Below are 16,807 nucleotides of genomic sequence, written 5' to 3' on the forward strand. Positions count from 1 at the left end.
CGTACCCTCGTCGGGCATGACCCCGCAAGAAGAGCTCGCGCTCCTGCTGCGCCCGGCGGCCGGAGGCCTCTACCTCGTCTCGACCGGCCGCGCGCAGCAGCTCGAGGTCCAGCGGCGGCTCTACGGCGCCGCGACCGAGGAGGAGGTCCTCGCGCGGTTCCGCGCGTCGCTCGACCGCATCGCCGGCGCGCGCGCCGTCCTGCTCGGCATCCCGTCCGACGTCGGCGCGGGGTTCCTCCGCGGCTCCAACATGGGCCCGCAGGCGATCCGGACCGCGCTGCTCGACGCCTTCCCGGACTTCCCGGAGCGCGCGCGCGAGGTCGGGCTCGTCGACATCGGCGACGTCTTCGTCGTGCCGCAGCTCCTGCACGACGACATGCTCTCGGAGGCGCAGAGGGCCGCGTCGCGCCGCGCGCTCTACCCTGGCGTGCCCGAGCCCGCGGCGTCGCGGCTGCCGGTCTCGCCGCTCTCCATCGCGGAGCGCGCGCTCGATCTCGTCTTCTCGATCAACCCGGGCGTCGCCCCCATCGTGCTCGGCGGCGATCACTCCACGGCCTTGCCGGTGGCGCGCGCGCTCGCCCGCGCGCGGAAGCGGCCGTGGGGCATCGTCCAGCCGGACGCGCACACCGATCTGCTCGAGGAGCGGCTCGGGATCGCGTACTGCTTCGCCACGTGGTCGTACCACGCGAACGAGCTGGTCGGGCGGGGCGGCCGGCTGACGCAGGTGGGGGTCCGCGCGTCGCAGAAGCCGCGCGAGCACTGGGAGAGCCGCTACGGCGTGCGGCAGTTCTGGGCGGCCGAGTGCCGCGCCGATCCGGCGGCGGCGCTCGACGCCATCGTGGCCCACGTGAAGAGCACCGGCGTCGAGGGCGTGTATTTCTCGAACGACATCGACGGCACGGACGCCGCGTACGCCGACGCCACGGGGACGCCGGAGCCGGACGGCCTGTCGCCCGAGTTCGTCGTGGCGCTCATCCGCCGGCTCGGGCGCGAGGTCGGCCTGATCGGCGGCGACGTCATGGAGGTCGCGCCTGCGCTCCAGCCGACGCCGGAGAGCGCGGCGCGCACGGTCGCGCTGGCGGCGCGCTACCTGCGCGAGACGATCGAGGCCACGGTCGGCCGCGCGCTCGCCTGACGCCGCTCAGGGCTCGGGGCCTCTGGCCGCGGGCAGGGCGGCGTCGCGGGCCCAATCGCTCCAGGACCCCTCGTAGAGGATCGCGTCCTCGCGGCCGAGCGTCATCAGGGCGAGCAGGTCGTGGCAGGCGGTGACGCCGGAGCCGCAGTAGCAGACCACGGTGGCCGCATCGAGCGCGCCGAGGTCGCGGTAGCGCCGCTCGAGCTCCGCGCGCTCGCGGAAGGCGCCCCCGGGGGCGCCGAGGTTCTCGACAAAGGGGGCGGAGCGGGCGCCGGGGATGTGGCCCGGGCGGGCATCGACGGGCTCGCTCTGCCCCTCGTAGCGCTCGCGGGCGCGCGCATCGAGGATCACCGCCGCCGGATCGCGGCGCAGCCTGTCGACAGCCGCCTTGTCCGCGACCGGGGCGCCGCCGGGGGCGAGATCCATGGCGGGCGCTTCCGCGATCGTGGGTGCCTCGATCGAGAGCGGGTGTTCCGCGGAGGTCCACGCCTGGAGTCCCCCGTCGAGCACGCGCCCGCCTGGATGACCGAAGTAGCGCAGCAGCCACCAGAGACGGGCGGCGATGGCGCCCCCGGCGTCGTCGTAGCCGACGACCACCGAGCCTGGGGTGACCCCGATGCGGGCGAGGACACGCGCGAACGCCGCCGCGTCGGGCAGCGGGTGGCGGCCAGGTCCGCCGTGCGCCGGGCTGGAGAGATCGGCATCGACGTCGAGGTGGACAGCGCCCGGGATGTGCCCGCGGGCGTACTCGTCGGCGCCGCGGCGACCGCCGAGGTACCAGCGGCAATCGACGACGCGGACGCCGGGATCACCCGCGTGCGCCGCGAGCCAGGCGACATCGACGAGCGGACCGGGGGGCACGAGGAAGGGATCGCTCATGGGCGAAGGGTACCCACCCTGCTCGCGCCCGGCCACATCGCGTCCTCGCCATGCTCGACGTGCTCGGCTGTACCCGATGGCGCTGTGGAGCCGCACGCGACTCCGGCGCTCGACGGAGCACCCCAGAGTGACGGCATTTGCAAGCACTTTTGACAGTCGAGATCGGGCTCGAGGGCATCAGGCATGAATGCCAATCGGCGCGTACAGCATCCCTGCATGCGAGGATGGCCGCCTCAAACCGCTTGATTTTGAAACGCATCGGCTCGTCCGACCCGCCGCAGCACCTACCCACCCCGGAGGACACCCCTGGCGACGTGCTCACAAAAGTTCGGCTTCACAAGATCCATTCATCGATCACGCCTCACCTCGAACGTCCGACGGATCGAAGCCTTTCCCTTTGTCGCGACCGGCGAGAGAGCTATACTTTTCTCTCCAACCATTTTAATTATGATCCATGAAACTTCGACTCTCGAACTTCGCCGCCGCAGCGTTCGTCGCCCTCCTGTCACCTCTTTCAGGCTGCTCCGATGATGGAAGCACCGGCAGCTCGGAAGCCGGCACGACCGGTGGAGGGTCTACCTCGAGTGCATCCGGGTCCGGCGGGCAGGGCTCGGGCGGGGATGGCGGCGGAGGGGCCACGTCCTCGAGCTCGAGCTCGGCTGGAACCGGTGGTAGCGGCTCAGCGGTCGAGCCAACCTTTGAAACGGTCCGGGCGGTCGTCGCGCAAGCTGGCTGCTCCACCGCGAGCTGCCACAACGGCGAGGCGAGACCGACGCTGGTGGACGACGACACCCTTTACACGACCCTGACGACGCACATCTCCGAGGCGTGCGGAGACATTCCGCTCGTCACTCCCGGCGATCCAGAGCAGAGCGCCCTCGTCAAGATCCTCAAAGGCCCCTGCGGGGATATCGCCCGCATGCCCAATGGATGCGTCAGCACTCCCGGCCCGGAATATACGTGCCTGTTCCCGGAATACATCGACGCGATCGAGCAGTGGGTCGCCGACGGCGCGCAGCAGCAGCGGTGAGCGGCCGATGACAACGACGCGGGCTCCGCCCCGGAGCTCCGCGTCGTTGTGCTGATGACACGAGGTCATCGCGGTCGCTGCAGCCCAGCGCCAGGCAAGAGGCCCCTCCTGAGTGGAGGGGCCTTTTTTTTCATTTCGCTCGATCCGGCAGCCCCGGCGCGAGCGACGATCAGCCGTTCGCGCGAAGCGCCTTGAACTCGCCAGCGTCCTTGATGGACACTGGATTGTTCTCGCTGGCGAAGAGCTTTGTGTCGTCGTGCTTGCCGAAGTGGGTCACCTCTGCCGAGCCGCCGATCGCCGGGAAGCCGTCCGCGCCGGCCTTCACCCCGATGGCGTTCAGCAGGTTGCAGAAGTACTTGTTGATCGGCTGCGTGGCGACATCCGGCGGAGTCCCCGTGCCATCGATCTCGCCGAACTCGAGCTTCGTCTGGCCCGGCCCGCAGGCAGCCTCGCTGCTACCGCCGGCCAGGTCAGCCTTGCCACCTTCGACGTTCACGGCCTGACCCACCTTGAAGTAGCCGCCGCAGCTCCCTGCCTGGAGGATCGGCAGGTTGTTGAGGTTGTGGCTGTTGCCGTCGGAGTCTTCCTGGAACCAGACGGTCGCGGTGTTGTCGAGGAGCTTCCGGTCGCCCTCTTCGATGCTGTCGAGCCGACCGACGAGGTAGGCGAACTTCTTCGCGTACCAGTCGTCGATCTGCTGAATCATCTCGATGACACCAGGAACGCAATCACCACCCATGTTGGCGTCGCCGACGCGGTGGGAGATGCCATGGGAATCCTTCGAATGATCGATGCCGTCCCACTTGAACGTGATGCCCCCGGGGAACTTCATGAAGATGACGCGGTTCTGGTCACAGATGGCCGAAAGCACCGCGAGGTCCATCATGACGTTCGTCGACTTCGACAGGTCGACGCCGAGGCCACCCCCCTGCGAGGCCGCCTGCACGGACTGGGCCGTCAAGCCGAGCGCCTCTGCCTGGTCGGCGCTGCACTGGGCTCTGACCGTGTTCGTGGTCTGGTGGAGGAGGTCCTTCCAGTCGGAGAGCCGCTGCTTGTCCGCCTGGCTCATCCTGACCCTCGCGAGGCTGTCAATGTCCTCCCGCACAACGTCGATCACGCTCTTGCCGCGGGCCACCTTGTACGTATCCTGCGACACGGGGCCCTGGCCGAAGAGGCCCGTGAGGTTGTTGTAGATCGTCGTCGGAGAGCCGATGCCGGGGAAGATCTGCTTGGGCTTGTCGTACGAGAAATTGGAGAACGAGTCCTGCCGCACCCCGCCGATCTGCATGACGAGGGGAGCGGCGCCGTTGGGGTTGACCTGCTCCGCGGCGATGTGATCGAGCGACCGCCCGGTCGACTTCGCGTTGAACTTGTCGCTCTCGGGCGTCACCGGGTAGCAGGTGAAATACGACCCCATGACCTGACCGTGGGGGTCGTTGTTCTGGCCGTGGGTCCGCCCGAAGCTCCACTCGTTCATCGCCCGGATGCCACGCGGCATCAGGAGCTTCCTTGCAAAAGGAGCGAGGTGCTTGAGCGTCGTCGCCTCGTAATCGGCGGCGGTCAATTCGCCATGGGACTTCTTCGGGAACCACCGGTTCGTCAGGCAGCCATAGTGCGTGAAGAGCACGATCAGCCGCTTCGGCGCGCCGCCGCCGGCCGACTGCGCCTCGGCGTCACGCTCGGCGACGGAGCCCAGGAAAGGTGCAGCGACGACGGCTCCACCCAGGCCTCGGAGGAATACTCTTCGGTTGAGGTTCTTCATCATGGTCGTATTCCTTCTCAATCCCCGAGGACGGTGCGCAGGCGGAACGAATCGGACTGGGTAAGATCCGTGAGCAAATTGATGATGGTATAGCCGTCGCTCGACAGCTTGTCGCTGAGCTCGTTGACGGTGCAGGCGTCGTTCGTGTTCGGCACCCTCCGGCGGGCCCAGGAGACCCACTGCTCGGCATAATGACGCTTGGCGATCGCACCAGCGCCAAGCTCGGTCATCATCTCGAGGGGTGTCGTGATCGTCTTCGTGTTGGTGTCGCTGAAGTAGACGTCGCCCGTCGCGTTGATGTCGCCGCCGAGCGGATCCTTCGTCTGCACCTTGCCAACGGAGTCGAACCTCTCGAGCACGAAGCCCGGCGGGTTGACGAGCTTGCTGTGGCAGTCGACGCACCCCGCAGGGGAGGTCAGCGCCTCGATGGCCTCACGCTCCGTGGAGAACGGGCCCGGGGGCCGCGGCGTCTGGTCCGCGCCGGGCGTCGGCTTCAGGGTGAGCCCGAGCAGCCTGTTGGCGACGAACGCGCCCCGGAGGATCGGGCTCGTGGCGCCGAAGGACGAGTAGGAGCTCAGGAACCCGACGCGGGTCAAGAACCCCGGCCGCTCGTTCGGGTCGAGCTCCACCCGCGTCAGCTCCGCGCCATAGTCGGCGGCGTCGAGCCCGTAGATCGGAGCGGTGTCCTTGTTCACGTAACCGACGTTGCTGAGGAAGATGTCCTTGAACGACCCCCCCTCGAACGCCACCTCCTCGAAGAAGGCGTCGATCTCGGCCAGCATCGGAGCGACGATGGCCGGGGAGTAGTCGGGGAACTTGGTCGTGTCGTGCTCGACCTGTCCCCAGTGCGATCCCTGGCGGATGTCCGCGTAAGCACGATGGAACAGGGCCACGATCGGCGCCGTCTTGGCGCGGTCCTGAACCATCCGCTCCGCCTGCGCGAGGATCTGCTCCCTGGTGGTGAGCTGACCCGCGTCAGCGGCGGTGTTCAAGGCGTCATCCGGAATGGATCCCCAGAGCAGGAACGCGAGCCGCGTCGCCACCTCGTGGCTGGAGAGCTTGATCGCGCCGTTCTCCGTGTCGTCCGTCAGCTCGGGGACCGTGATGAACGAGGGCGAAGCGAGCATGGCGAAGAGGATGGCCTCGGCGACCTCCGCGGGCGTGCCCTTGGGCTCCAGCGCGTTGAACCGCATGTAGCGCTGCACCTCTTCGTCCGTCACAGGGCGCCGGAAGGCCCTGCGGCCGAAATCGCGGATCGTCGACTCGAGGCACCCGGCCGCCGCCGGATCGCAGGCGATGAACTTGGACTTGTTCGGCCCGGCCATCACCTCGGCGGCGATGCTCTCGGCGGCCACGAGGTAGGAGTTCCAGGCGATGTCCGTCATGCTGCCCTCGAAGTCGGACACGAGGAGCGAGGACGGGTTGCCCGTGGGAGCGTTCGGCACGCTCGTCACACCGAGCAGATCCCTCACCACCGCGTCGTACTCCCGGTTCAAGAGCCGCGGGATCTGGGACGTGGCCCAGATCCCGGGAGTACAGATACCTGGGTTGCCGGGGTCCTGCTCCTCCGGCCCGCCCCCCGTACCGGTGCCAGAGGACTCCCCTCCGCTGGAGGAGACCCCAGGTTCACCGGGTGCTATCTCGCCAGTGCAACCAGCGAGAAGAGGTAATGACGTCAAAAATGTTGCCGTACCGATGTACGCTAGTTGCCGCAGCGTTCGCATAATGTGACTATCCCCGACCTGCGCCGAGCTGATCCCCCAGCGCATGATTCCAACGCGGGTCCAACCGGCGAGCCCCCGCTCGGGGAGCTGGCGCCCGCAAGCGCCGCGGAGACCGCTCGCGCGGTGGAATCTTCGCGCATGGCTTTATGAGAACGTGTCATGAGCGCGGAGCGCCGGAGCACCGGGCCCACGCGGCGCATTCATCACTCGAGCGCGCGACAGGCTCGGGAACGAGGCCGCTCAGGGGTTCGCCTTGAGCGCGGCGAACTCCCCTGGATCGTGGATGGCGGGGGGCATGGTCCCGCCGCCGATGAAGTCTTCCGTCCGGTCGTACCTGCCGAAGTGGGTCACCGGCTCCGAACCGCCCGGTGCCGGGAAGCCATCCGTATCTGCCTTGACGCCGAGGGCGTTCATCAAGCTGCAGAAGTACTTGTTGATCGGCGCGTTGGCGAGCGACGGATCGGTCCCCGTGGACTGGGTGGTCGCGTCCACCTCGTCCAGAGCGCCGTCGGCACAGAGGATCTCGCTGTTGCCTGTCGTGAGATCGGGCGAGCCATCCTCGACGTTCACGGCCCAGCCGGTCTTGAAATAGCCGCCGGCGCTGCCGACCTGGACGATCGGCAGGTTGTTGAGGTTGCGGGCGCAGCCGTCCGACGCGTCCTGGAACCAGACGGCCGCGCTGTTGTCGAGGAGCGTCCCGTCGCCCTCGTCGATACGGTTCAGCTGTTCGACGAGGTGGGCGAACTTCCTCGCGTAGTAGTCGTCGATCTTGAGGAGCATGTCGATCACACCCGGGACGCAGGTGCCCTGCATGCTGGCGCTGCCCACGCGATACGAGAGGCTGCCGCTCTCCATCGTCAGGCCGAGCCCCGTGAAAGCGTAGTTCATGGGATACTTCAGGAAGATGACGGGGTTCGCGTTGCACGCCGCCGCGAGCACGGCGAGGTTCGACCAGAGGTCCGCGCCGTCCAGACCGTCGGAGATTCGCTGCGTCAGCACGTCGTCGCGCCTCGGGGTGTTGCTCACCAGGTCGACGTTCCCTTGCGTCGCGCCGAGCGCCGTGGCGAGGGACGTGGTGCACTGCGCGGAAGCGACGGTCTTCACGGACTCGTCGAGGAGCGCCTTCCAGGCCTCCAGCTTGTTCTTGTCCGCCCGGCTCATGTCGAAGCGCGCGAGCGTGTCGAGATCGTCCCGCACGATGTCGATGATGCTCTTGCCCCGCATGGCCTTGTACGTGTCCGGAGACGGGAGGGGGTCCGTGAACAGGCCCGTGAGCTTGGCCAGGATCTCCGTCGGCGCGCCCAGACCCGCATACAAGGTCTCGGGCGCCGAGTACGAGATCGCCGAGATAGGGATGTCGCTGGAATTCCCCACGCGAAGGAACAGGGGCTCGCCGTCCGGGCTGAGCTGTCGTGCGATGACGTGGTCCAGCGAGGGACCGGTCGATCTGGCGTTGTACTTCGTCGCTTGGTCGAAGCTGAACGGGTCGTTGCTGTTGGGAGTGACCGGATGGCACGTGAAGAACGACCCGTTCACCTGCAAGTGGCGATCGTTCCCCTGCCCCCGATCCATGCGCACCGTCCACTCGTTCATCGCGCGGATGCCTCGGGGCATGAGGAGCTTGTCGACGTAAGGCGCCAGGTGCTTGAGCGTCGTCGACTCGAGGTCCGCAGCGGTGAGCGGGCCGTGCGACTTCTTCGGGAACCACCGCGTCGTGATGCAACCAAAGTGCGTGTACATCACGATAAGCCGCTTCGGCGGCGTGACCGGCTGCGCCATCACGGTGCGGTCGGCGAGCGAGCCGAGGAACGGCGCCGCGACGCAAGCCCCGCCCAGCCCCCGGAGGAAAATTCTTCGGTTCACGCGCTTTGCCATGGTCGAATTTTTCCTACCTCAGTGAGTACAAACGCCCGGCTGCCCCTCGGAACGCCCTCCGAATGCCCGCGTTTGCCGCGTCTCCATCACCCTACAATGCCCGCCGACCCGCGAACGTATTTGTATTTCGCTCGGCCGGGCGCGCTCGTCGAGCGGCCTTCGCTCAGGCTCGAGCGCAGAAACGGCGCCAGATGTCGCGGTAGATCGACTCGAGATTGCGGGCGAAGCGCGGGCCGTCCATGAGCGGCGACTGCTTCATGCGATCGCGCAGCGTTCGACGAAGCTCGCCCAGGTGCTCGAGGTCCTCGGCGAGCGAGCTGGCGACCCGAACGTAGTGCTCCGGCGTCGTCGCGATGAGCTCCGGCAAACCCAGGTTCATCGCCTGGCAGACGCCGGCGCGGCCGACCACGGTTTCACCTGCGAGGGTCACCACCGGGACGCCCATCCACAGCGCGTCGAGGCTCGTGGTGTGGCCGTTGGAAGGGAACGTATCGAGACAGATGTCGATCTCGCGGTACCTTCGCAGATAGTCGAGCCGCCCGCACCGATCGACGAGCTCGATCCGATCGAGCTGGACACCCCCTGCCTCGAAGATCGAGCGCACCCGGTCCCGCGCCCGTCCCTGAGGCGCCATCAGCATGAGCCGCGACCTGGGCACCGCGGCCAGCACCCTCGTCCAGACATGAAGCACCCCTTCATTCACCTTCCTGAAATGGTTCAAGCAGCCGAAGTTGACCCTCCCCTCCGCGAGCGCGGGGAGAGCGCTCACGTCGGGCACGTCGGGCACGTCGGTGAGCGGGTCGTAGCACCAGAAGGAGTCGGGGAGCCGAAGGGTCTCCTCGGTGTAGACGCCCGTGTTTGCGCCGGGGGGATCGAGGAAGGGATCGGACAGGCGATAGTCCATCGATTCGAGGCCCGTCGTCCCGGGGTACGCCAGCCAGCACACCTGAAGGGGAGCGGGCCGGCGGGCAAAGACCAGGACGCGGCGGTCGGTCATATGCATGGTGAGATCGACCAGGATGTCGATCTGATCCCGTCGAATGACCTCGGCCAAGGCAGCGTCGTCCAGCGCCGCGACCTCGCGAAAGACGTCGGCGTGACCGCGGATGCGATCCGTCAGGTTGTCCGGCTTGTCCGTGCTCGAGTAGCAGAAGATCTCGAACTGCCGGTGGTCATGGTTCTGGAACAGCGGGATCGTGAAGAGCGACTGGACGTGCGTCCGGAAGTCGGGTGACACGTAACCGATGCGGAGCCGCCGGTCGGCCGAGCGATCCGTCTTGTGAGGGGGAGCCTGCGCGGCGAGGGGGCGGGCATGCCGGGCATTCCACGCGCGCGCCTCGGCGAGGATGTCGCTGTCGGTGACGTTCGGCCAGAACGGCATGTTGAAGAGAAGAGCGCTGTGCGCAACGGGGTCGTCGGGGCACAGGGCGACCGCTTCGCGGTACATCGCCTGGGACTCGTCGAGGAGCCCCGACTCGCCGAGCGCCGCGGCGAGATAATCCCGAGCGACATGGAAGCTTCGGTCGATCTCGAGCGCTCGACGCAGATCGTCGATCGCTTCGTCGAAGCGGCCGGCGTCCGCGTGAATCGCGCCGAGCGCAGTGTACGCGTTGGCCATCCGCGGATTGAGCTTCAGCGCCACGCGGTACCAGACCGCGGCGTCGTCCGACCGGCCGCCGAGGCGCAATGTCTCGCCGAGGGCCGCCAGGGCATCGGATGCGCTCAAGCTCGACTCGGGGCCGCGCGCCGCCGCCGGACCGATTCCGGCGGCAGCACCCCGTCCTTCCCTCAGGCTCGCGAGGCGCTCGCCAGCCTGCAATAACCCAGGCTCGAGATCGCGGGCGCGCTCGTAGCACGCCGCAGCCGCGTCCAGGTCCCCTTGCTCCTCGAACGTGAGAGCGAGGTTGAACACCGCTTCGGCGAAGTCGGGCTTCCGCGCGACGGCCATGAGCAGCACGGCGACCGCCTGGGGCCTCCGGCCGAGGCAGCGATACACGTCGCCGAGATGCGACAGGTAGAGGGCGTTGTTCGGGGCGACGCGGACGGCTCGCTCGAGGAGCGCGGCGGCCTCCGCGAGCCGACCGGATTGGACGGTGATCACGCTGAGAAGAAGCAGCGCATCGCCATGCCCGGGCGCCTGCTCGAGCGCGCCGCGATAGAGGAGCTCTGCGCGATCGACCTGCCCGGCCCGATGAAACTGCACTGCCAATTCGAAGAGCGAAGCGGCGGTCACGGGGAGTTCCTTGTCAAAAGAGTGCGGGATCTCGCCGAGCAGGATGGCCGCGCCCGGGCGCTGAGCGCAAGCCGGTTCTCACGTCGACCGGCGCGTCCAGCATGGCTGTACGATGGAAGGGCCACTTCGAGGACCTTGACTTTCGGATCGCGCTTGGAGCTCCTCGCCGCTCCCGACGTCGATCGAGCCGGACCAAGCCAAGCAGCCGAGCTCGGGCGCGACGCCTGGCGCGGCGAAGAGCCCTGCTGACATGGTACGACGAGGCGCAACGACGCGAAGCGCCCGCCCTCGTCTGCCTGGTGACGGGAGGTTTTTAGAGGCGCTCAGGGCACCTGAGACCGGCTTGAGCGCACAAGGCACGAGTGCCAATCGACGCGTACAGCACGGCTGTACGCCAGGATGGCCTCCACGAACCGCTTGATTTTCGGATGGCGTTTGCTCATTCTACCCGCACAAGAGGACGTTCCACGTCTCGCACTGCTCTTGCCTGCGGGCGACGTGGATCGCGCGTCGCCTCCGCAATCCGAAGCTCGAAGCCTTTTGCTTCGATCCACGGGAACGAGAGCTCAACCTTCTCTCTCACCATCCTCGTCGTGAACCATGAACCTTCGATTCTCAAGCTTCATCGCGGCAGCATTCGTCGCCATCCTGTCACCGCTCCCAGGCTGCTCCGACGACCCTGACGATACCGGCGCTGGAGGCGCCGGCGGCACGGATGCCGGAAGCACGAGCGCCAGTGTGTCTACGTCAAGCGCGGTCGGGTCCGGCGGTGCGGGCGGAGCTAGCTCGAGCAGCGCGAGCACCGGTGGCGACGGCGGCTCGACCGGCAGCGGCAGCGAGCAAGCACCGACGTTCGAGACGTTCCAGTACGTTGTACAAAACGCTTGTTGGGGGGCGGGTTGCCATAACGACGAGATGAACCCCCTGGACTTGATGATCGACGAAGAGCTTCACACGAGGGTGAGCTCCCACATCACCAAGAACTGCGGCGATCTCATCAATATCGATAATCCGGAAGAGAGCGGGCTCATCAAGATCCTGAAGGGGCCGTGCGGCGCAACTCCGCGAATGCCCCTTGAATGCGTCAGCGATGGGGATGCCGCGTGCATACCCGCCGACTACCTCGAAGCGCTCACGCAGTGGATCGCCGACGGCGCGCAGGAATAGCCGGGCTTGGCGGGTAGCCGCCGACGGGTCGCGGCGCCCCACGGGCGCATCGTGTCAGGGGATAGCCGAGCGACCCGTCGGATGGTCTACTGCTTTGCCATCGCGCCTGCCGGATATGCGGCTTGATCAGCGCCGGGCGTGTCCACGGTGCTCGTCTCGAAGGCCCAGCTGCCACCCGGCGGAATCTGGACCGTGCCGCTGGCGATCGCCACGCCGAGCGGACGCCCGACGCGATTGACCGAGAAGACCGTGACGGAGGGATCGCTCACCGCCACGTCGAGCCCGTTGAAGAGCGTGCCCGTGTACATCGTGCCGGCGCCGCCCGTCACGGCCTTCACCTCGCTGGCGGTGAGGCCATCGATGGGAACGACGTCGAGAGCGAAGTAGGGGCACCGGTAGACGACGTACCCCACATCTTCGATCACGATATCCGAGGGTAGATCCGTCACCGCGGTCATGGTCACGTCGCCTGGACCCACACACGCAGCGATCGCGTCCGAGCCATCCGTGACGCGATAGAAATGCTGAGTCAGCAGCCCGTTGATCCCGGATGCCACGGACTGCTGGGCCTTGTTGTAGAGCTCGACGGAGAGGGCGGCGCTGCAGGCCGGGGTATCCCCGTCGTTCCTCAGGGCGGCGTAGAGCTCGGTGTTGGTCGGACCTTTGCGGAGAGTCAGCGCGATCACGTTGAGCACGCCATTCCCGCCGGGGAGCGCCATGATGGTGAGGTCTTCCGGGACGACGAGCGCGTCGTCACCCGTGTCCCCGCCCGCCGCGCCACCGTCGCTCGCCTCGCTCGAGCAGGCCAGCGGGAGGAGCACAGCGGCAGGGAGGAGGAAGCGCTTCGCCAGCATGAACATGAGAAGAGATGCCCAGCCTATCGCTGCCCGCCATCGTTGGACAGCACGGAGCCATGAAGTAAGGCGCACCACAAGGAACGGCAATCTCGGGGCGCCGGTGGTCACCGACGGCGCACAAACGCAAAGACCCCTTCGGTAAGAAGGGGTCTTTGGACCCGAGCTCGTCGGGGTGTTCAGGACCTGGGCCCGAGAGTGCTCAGGCCTTGAGCTCCGTGAACCCGCCCGGATTGCTGATCTTGGCGCCGGAGACTGCGCCCTTGCCACCGATGAACTCTTCCGTCTTGTCGGAATAGCCGAAGTGGGTCACCTCCGAGGAGCCGTTCTTCGCGGGGAAGCCGTCCGAACCCGCCTTCACGCCCATGGCGTTCATGATGTTGCAGAAGTACTTGTTGATCGGCGCGTTGCCAACCTTCGGATCGGTCCCGGTGCCTTGTCTCGTACCGTCGACCTGGCCGGTACCGTTGGCGCACTGCGACATGCTGTTGCCGACCGTCGGGGTCGACGCGGGGTCGACGTTGATGATCTGGCCGGTCTTGAAGTAACCGCCGCCGCTGCCGGCCTGAAGGATCGGAGCGTTGTTGAGGTTGTGCGCGTTGCCGTCCGACATCTCGTTGAACCAGATAGCGACGCTGGTGTCGAGGACCGTCTGCCCGTTCCCCTGGGGGATGCTGTCGAGCATTCCGACGAGCTTCGCGAACTTCTGCGCGTAATAGGTGTCCACCTTGACGAGCCACTCGAGCGCGTTGGGCAGGCAGCTGCCCTGCATGCCTGCATTGTCCAGGCGGTGCGAGAGGGAGTGCGACTCCATGGTGATGCCGAGCCCCTTGAAACCGTAATTTCCCGGGTACTTCAGGAAAATGACGGGGTTGGCATTGCAGGCGGCCGCAAGCGCCGCGATCGCCGAGCTGATATCCGCGCCGTCCAGATCGCCGGAGACCTTGGTCGTGAGGACGTCGACGCCCAGGCCACCCGACGACGCCTTCTGGGCGTTCGCGGACGTCGCACCGAGCATCACGCCGAGCTCCTCGTTGCACTGCGCGGAGGCCACCACGGTTCCTGTCTGGTTGAGGAGCTCCTTCCAGGCCGCGAGCTTGCGCTTGTCGGCCTGGCTCATGTCGAACCGCTCGAGCGTCTGCAGATCGTCCTTCACGAGGTCGAGGATGCTCTTGCCGCGGAGCGCCGCGTAGGTGTCCGGGGACATCGGCTGCCCCGCCTGGAAGAGGCCCGTGAGGCTGCTGAAGGCCTGCGACGCGTTGAGGCCCTTGTGGATGGTCTCGGCGGCGGAGTAGGAGATCGCCGACTGAGCGTTGTCATTCTGGCCAGCCGTGGCGATGAGCAGGGGAGTGCCATTCGGGCTGAGCTGCTGGGCCATGATGTGATCCAGCGAGGGACCGACAGGCTTCGCGTTGAACTTCGTCGCCTGGTTGAAGCTGAACGGGTCGTTGCTGTTCGGCGTGACCGGCTGGCAGGTGAAGAACGACCCCACGATCTGCGTGTGGGAGTCGTTCCCCTGTCCACGCTTCATGTTGGCGGTCCACTCGTTCATCGAGCGGATGCCGCGCGGCATGAGGAGCTTCTTCGCATACGGAGCGAGGGCCGCGAGGCTCGTCGCCTCGAGGTCGGCAGCCGTGAGCTCACCCTGGGTCTTCGTGGGGAACCACTTGTTCGTGACGCACCCGTAGTGGGTGAACATCACGATGAACGCTTTCCCACCGGAAGCGGTCTGGGCCTTTGCGTCGCGCTCCCACACGGAGCTGAGGAACGGCGCGGCCAGGGCGGCTCCGCCCAGGCCACGAAGGAAGATTCTGCGGTTCAGTTGCTTGCTCATGGTCAAGTTTCCTCAGCTTTCACGGCGTTTCGCGGACGCGCACGCGGAACGAATCCGCTTGAGTGAGATCGGCCAGAAGATTGAGAATGCTGTAGCCGCCCTCAGCCAGCTTGGTGTCGATCTGATCGACGACGCACTTGTCTTTCCCGTTCGGATCCCGCCCAAAGGCATAGGAGACCCACGACTCAGCGTAGAGCTGCTTGGCCTTCTGGAGCTCAGCGATCTCCTGCATGAGCGCCAGCGGAGAGGAGATCTCCTTCACGTTGCCGTCGCCGAAGTCGATGGTGTTCGTCGTGACGCTCGCGTCGATCGCGCCGCCGAGCGGGTCGGTCGTCTGCCACTTTCCGATGCCGTCGAAGTTCTCCATCACGAAGCCCGGAGGATTGATGACCGAGTGGCAGCCTTTGCAGCTGGCCGGCTCCGTCAGCTTCTCGACCTTCGCGCGTTGCGTTTCGAAGTCGCCGGTAACGGTCTGCATGGTGGCGCCGGGGATGGGCGGACCCGGGTTGACGCCGAGCAGGTACACCGAGATGAACGCGCCTCGCAGGATCGGGCTCGTTGCGTCGTAGCCCGCGTAGGAGCTCAAGAACCCGACGCGCGTCAGGAAGCCCGGCCGCTGTGTAGCGTCGAGCTCCACCTTGGTCAGCTCGGTGCCGTAGCTCGCAGGATCGAGCCCGTAGATCGCCGCGTTGTCCTTGTTGACGAAGGCGACGTTGCTGAGGAGGAGGTCCTTGAACGAACCGCCCTCGAACGCCACGTCTTCGAAGAAGGCGTCGAGCTCAGCCTGCCAGCTGGGCTTGGCGGCCGCTGAGTACAACGGATACGTCTCGACGTCGTGATCCATCGTCCACCAGTGGGCGTTTCCGTTGTTCATCTGCGCCCAGTTGCGGTGGAACGCCGTCACGAGCGGCCCGGTCTTCTCGCGCACGGCGATCATTCGCTGCGCCTGGGCCAGAATCTGCTCCTTGGTCTGGAGCTCGTCGTTGTCGGCCGCCGCGCTCAGCACGTCATCCGGAGCGGAGCCCCAGAGCAAGTACGAAAGCTTCGTCGCCACTTCGTAGCTGGAGAGCTTGAGGGCCTGAGTCGCCGAATCCGGGTCGGTCGCCAGCTCGGGGAGCATGAGGAACGAGGGCGAGACGAGGAAGCCGATCAGCGTTGCCTCGGCGACCTCGGCGGGCGTTCCTGCCGGCGTAATCTGGCCCAGCTTCTGGAATCGCGCCACCTCCAGATCGGTCAGCGGGCGACGGAACGCCTTGCGGCCGAAGGTCTTGATGGTCTGCTCCAGGCAGCCGGCCGCCGCAGGGTCGCAGCTGATGAACTTGGACTTGTTCGGCCCTGCCATCACTGCTTTGGCGATCTTCTCGGCAACCTCTTGATAGAGGCGCCATGCGTCAGAGGTCATCGCGCCGTCGAAGTCGTCCCCGAGCTTCTCGGACGGCAGCTCGCCCTCGACGCTGGTCACGCCGAGGAGGTCCCGCACCGTGTTGTCGTACTGCCGGTTGAGCATCCGCGGGATCTGGCTCGTGATCGGGATGCCCGGGATGCAGACCTCGGGGGGACCGTTGTCGGGGTCGTCCGTGCCCCCCGAACCGGTGCTGCCGCTGCCGCTGCCGCTGCCCGACGTCTCCCCGCCGCCGGCGATCTCACCACCGCCGGGCGCTATCTCGCCGGTGCACCCGGCGAGGAAGGTCAATGAGGTGAAAAATGTTGTCGTACCAATGTACGATAGTTGCCGTAACGTTCGCATGACCTCACTATTCCCGGTCCGCGCCGAAGTGATCATGGGAGCGGATCAAAAGTTATGGATCAGCCCGAGGGTCGCCAACCGCGAGATCACGCGCGTCTGGCCGACCGCTTCCTCTGGAGACGTGATAGTGAAACGCCGGCGTACGAGCGGCGCCCTGATGCCCTCTTCGACCTCGAGAAGCTGCCCGATTGGCGCGCGGACGCCGAGTTCGTCGCGGAACAGCGGCGCGCGCGGGCCACTGCAGGGGCCGCCAAGCGCGTCATTGCGACGCGGCGCGGCGGCGCGATCGGAGCCATAAGCACGCTCTCCTCGGCCGCCTCATCGAGCGCGAGCGCCGGGGAGCGGAGAGAACGCGTGGACCACGACATCGCACGAGGCGCCGTCGACGGTCGGGGGATGTGCCTCGCCGTGCCCATGGGTTACGCCGCAGCTCGCCGTTGACGTCGAGCCCTGCGCGCACCAGCGGCGCGCGGGCGATTTAACCTTCCTCCAGATAGAGCTCCATCCACGCGATATCTCAAACAAAAAAAAGTTCGTCCGCGAGATGCAACCATGCTGCATAGCGCC

Annotated in this window: 11 protein-coding genes; 3 read left to right on the forward strand and 8 right to left on the reverse strand. The window is 66.7% G+C overall.

Annotation, left to right across the window (positions count from 1 at the left end):
* The first annotated feature begins 16 nt into the window (after window positions 1–16).
* Window positions 17–1,135 carry an arginase family protein gene (locus tag WMF22_RS37180; RefSeq protein WP_437294681.1) on the forward strand — a complete coding sequence of 373 codons (1,119 nt, stop codon included), beginning with the start codon at window positions 17–19 and terminating at the stop codon, window positions 1,133–1,135.
* 6 nt (window positions 1,136–1,141) lie between these two features.
* Here the strand turns inward: WMF22_RS37180 and WMF22_RS37185 are convergent, their stop codons facing one another.
* Entirely contained in the window at window positions 1,142–2,014 is an 873-nt protein-coding gene (locus WMF22_RS37185; protein ID WP_438032831.1) for a sulfurtransferase, read from the reverse strand.
* Between the two features lie 778 nt (window positions 2,015–2,792).
* Between WMF22_RS37185 and WMF22_RS37190 the strand changes: the two genes are divergently transcribed.
* Window positions 2,793–3,044, forward strand: a complete 252-nt coding sequence (locus tag WMF22_RS37190; protein WP_437294683.1) for a hypothetical protein — start codon at window positions 2,793–2,795, stop codon at window positions 3,042–3,044.
* Between the two features lie 169 nt (window positions 3,045–3,213).
* Here WMF22_RS37190 and WMF22_RS37195 read toward each other — a convergent pair whose 3' ends face one another.
* The 4 genes from WMF22_RS37195 to WMF22_RS37210 all read right to left on the reverse strand — a co-directional run bounded on the left by WMF22_RS37195 (window position 3,214) and on the right by WMF22_RS37210 (window position 10,638).
* Window positions 3,214–4,809 carry a DUF1552 domain-containing protein gene (locus tag WMF22_RS37195; RefSeq protein ID WP_438032832.1) on the reverse strand — a complete coding sequence of 532 codons (1,596 nt, stop codon included), beginning with the start codon at window positions 4,807–4,809 and terminating at the stop codon, window positions 3,214–3,216.
* Between the two features lie 14 nt (window positions 4,810–4,823).
* Window positions 4,824–6,302: a DUF1592 domain-containing protein gene (locus WMF22_RS37200; RefSeq protein ID WP_438032833.1), complete on the reverse strand. Its 1,479-nt coding sequence runs from the start codon at window positions 6,300–6,302 to the stop codon at window positions 4,824–4,826.
* A 468-nt stretch (window positions 6,303–6,770) separates the two neighbouring features.
* The gene (locus tag WMF22_RS37205) at window positions 6,771–8,405 is read right to left on the reverse strand and encodes a DUF1552 domain-containing protein (RefSeq protein ID WP_437294686.1); all 1,635 of its coding nucleotides are present in this window, start codon (window positions 8,403–8,405) and stop codon (window positions 6,771–6,773) included.
* Between the two features lie 163 nt (window positions 8,406–8,568).
* Window positions 8,569–10,638, reverse strand: a complete 2,070-nt coding sequence (locus WMF22_RS37210) for an O-linked N-acetylglucosamine transferase family protein (protein ID WP_438032834.1) — start codon at window positions 10,636–10,638, stop codon at window positions 8,569–8,571.
* A 600-nt stretch (window positions 10,639–11,238) separates the two neighbouring features.
* Here WMF22_RS37210 and WMF22_RS37215 point away from each other — a divergent pair.
* Window positions 11,239–11,805 (forward strand): hypothetical protein, encoded by a 567-nt coding sequence (locus tag WMF22_RS37215; RefSeq protein ID WP_437294688.1) that lies wholly within the window; start codon window positions 11,239–11,241, stop codon window positions 11,803–11,805.
* 86 nt (window positions 11,806–11,891) lie between these two features.
* Here WMF22_RS37215 and WMF22_RS37220 read toward each other — a convergent pair whose 3' ends face one another.
* The 3 genes from WMF22_RS37220 to WMF22_RS37230 all read right to left on the reverse strand — a co-directional run bounded on the left by WMF22_RS37220 (window position 11,892) and on the right by WMF22_RS37230 (window position 16,276).
* Window positions 11,892–12,665: an FxLYD domain-containing protein gene (locus WMF22_RS37220; RefSeq protein ID WP_437294689.1), complete on the reverse strand. Its 774-nt coding sequence runs from the start codon at window positions 12,663–12,665 to the stop codon at window positions 11,892–11,894.
* A 196-nt stretch (window positions 12,666–12,861) separates the two neighbouring features.
* Entirely contained in the window at window positions 12,862–14,493 is a 1,632-nt protein-coding gene (locus WMF22_RS37225; protein WP_437294690.1) for a DUF1552 domain-containing protein, read from the reverse strand.
* A 19-nt stretch (window positions 14,494–14,512) separates the two neighbouring features.
* Complete coding sequence (locus WMF22_RS37230; protein ID WP_438032835.1) at window positions 14,513–16,276, reverse strand: DUF1592 domain-containing protein; 1,764 nt, start codon at window positions 16,274–16,276, stop codon at window positions 14,513–14,515.
* Window positions 16,277–16,807: the final 531 nt, after the last annotated feature.

This window comes from Sorangium sp. So ce204, from assembly GCF_051526795.1.
Lineage (GTDB): Bacteria > Myxococcota_A > Polyangia > Polyangiales > Polyangiaceae > Sorangium > Sorangium cellulosum_B.

What these genes read in the sequence shown, in the direction of transcription:
- WMF22_RS37195 (WP_438032832.1), bottom strand. Translation starts at nt 4,809, where the DNA reads ATGATGAAGAACCTCAACCGAAGAGTATTCCTCCGAGGCCTGGGTGGA.
- WMF22_RS37215 (WP_437294688.1), top strand. Translation starts at nt 11,239, where the DNA reads ATGAACCTTCGATTCTCAAGCTTCATCGCGGCAGCATTCGTCGCCATC.
- WMF22_RS37230 (WP_438032835.1), bottom strand. Translation starts at nt 16,276, where the DNA reads ATGATCACTTCGGCGCGGACCGGGAATAGTGAGGTCATGCGAACGTTA.
- WMF22_RS37180 (WP_437294681.1), top strand. Translation starts at nt 17, where the DNA reads ATGACCCCGCAAGAAGAGCTCGCGCTCCTGCTGCGCCCGGCGGCCGGA.
- WMF22_RS37220 (WP_437294689.1), bottom strand. Translation starts at nt 12,665, where the DNA reads ATGTTCATGCTGGCGAAGCGCTTCCTCCTCCCTGCCGCTGTGCTCCTC.
- WMF22_RS37185 (WP_438032831.1), bottom strand. Translation starts at nt 2,014, where the DNA reads ATGAGCGATCCCTTCCTCGTGCCCCCCGGTCCGCTCGTCGATGTCGCC.
- WMF22_RS37205 (WP_437294686.1), bottom strand. Translation starts at nt 8,405, where the DNA reads ATGGCAAAGCGCGTGAACCGAAGAATTTTCCTCCGGGGGCTGGGCGGG.
- WMF22_RS37225 (WP_437294690.1), bottom strand. Translation starts at nt 14,493, where the DNA reads ATGAGCAAGCAACTGAACCGCAGAATCTTCCTTCGTGGCCTGGGCGGA.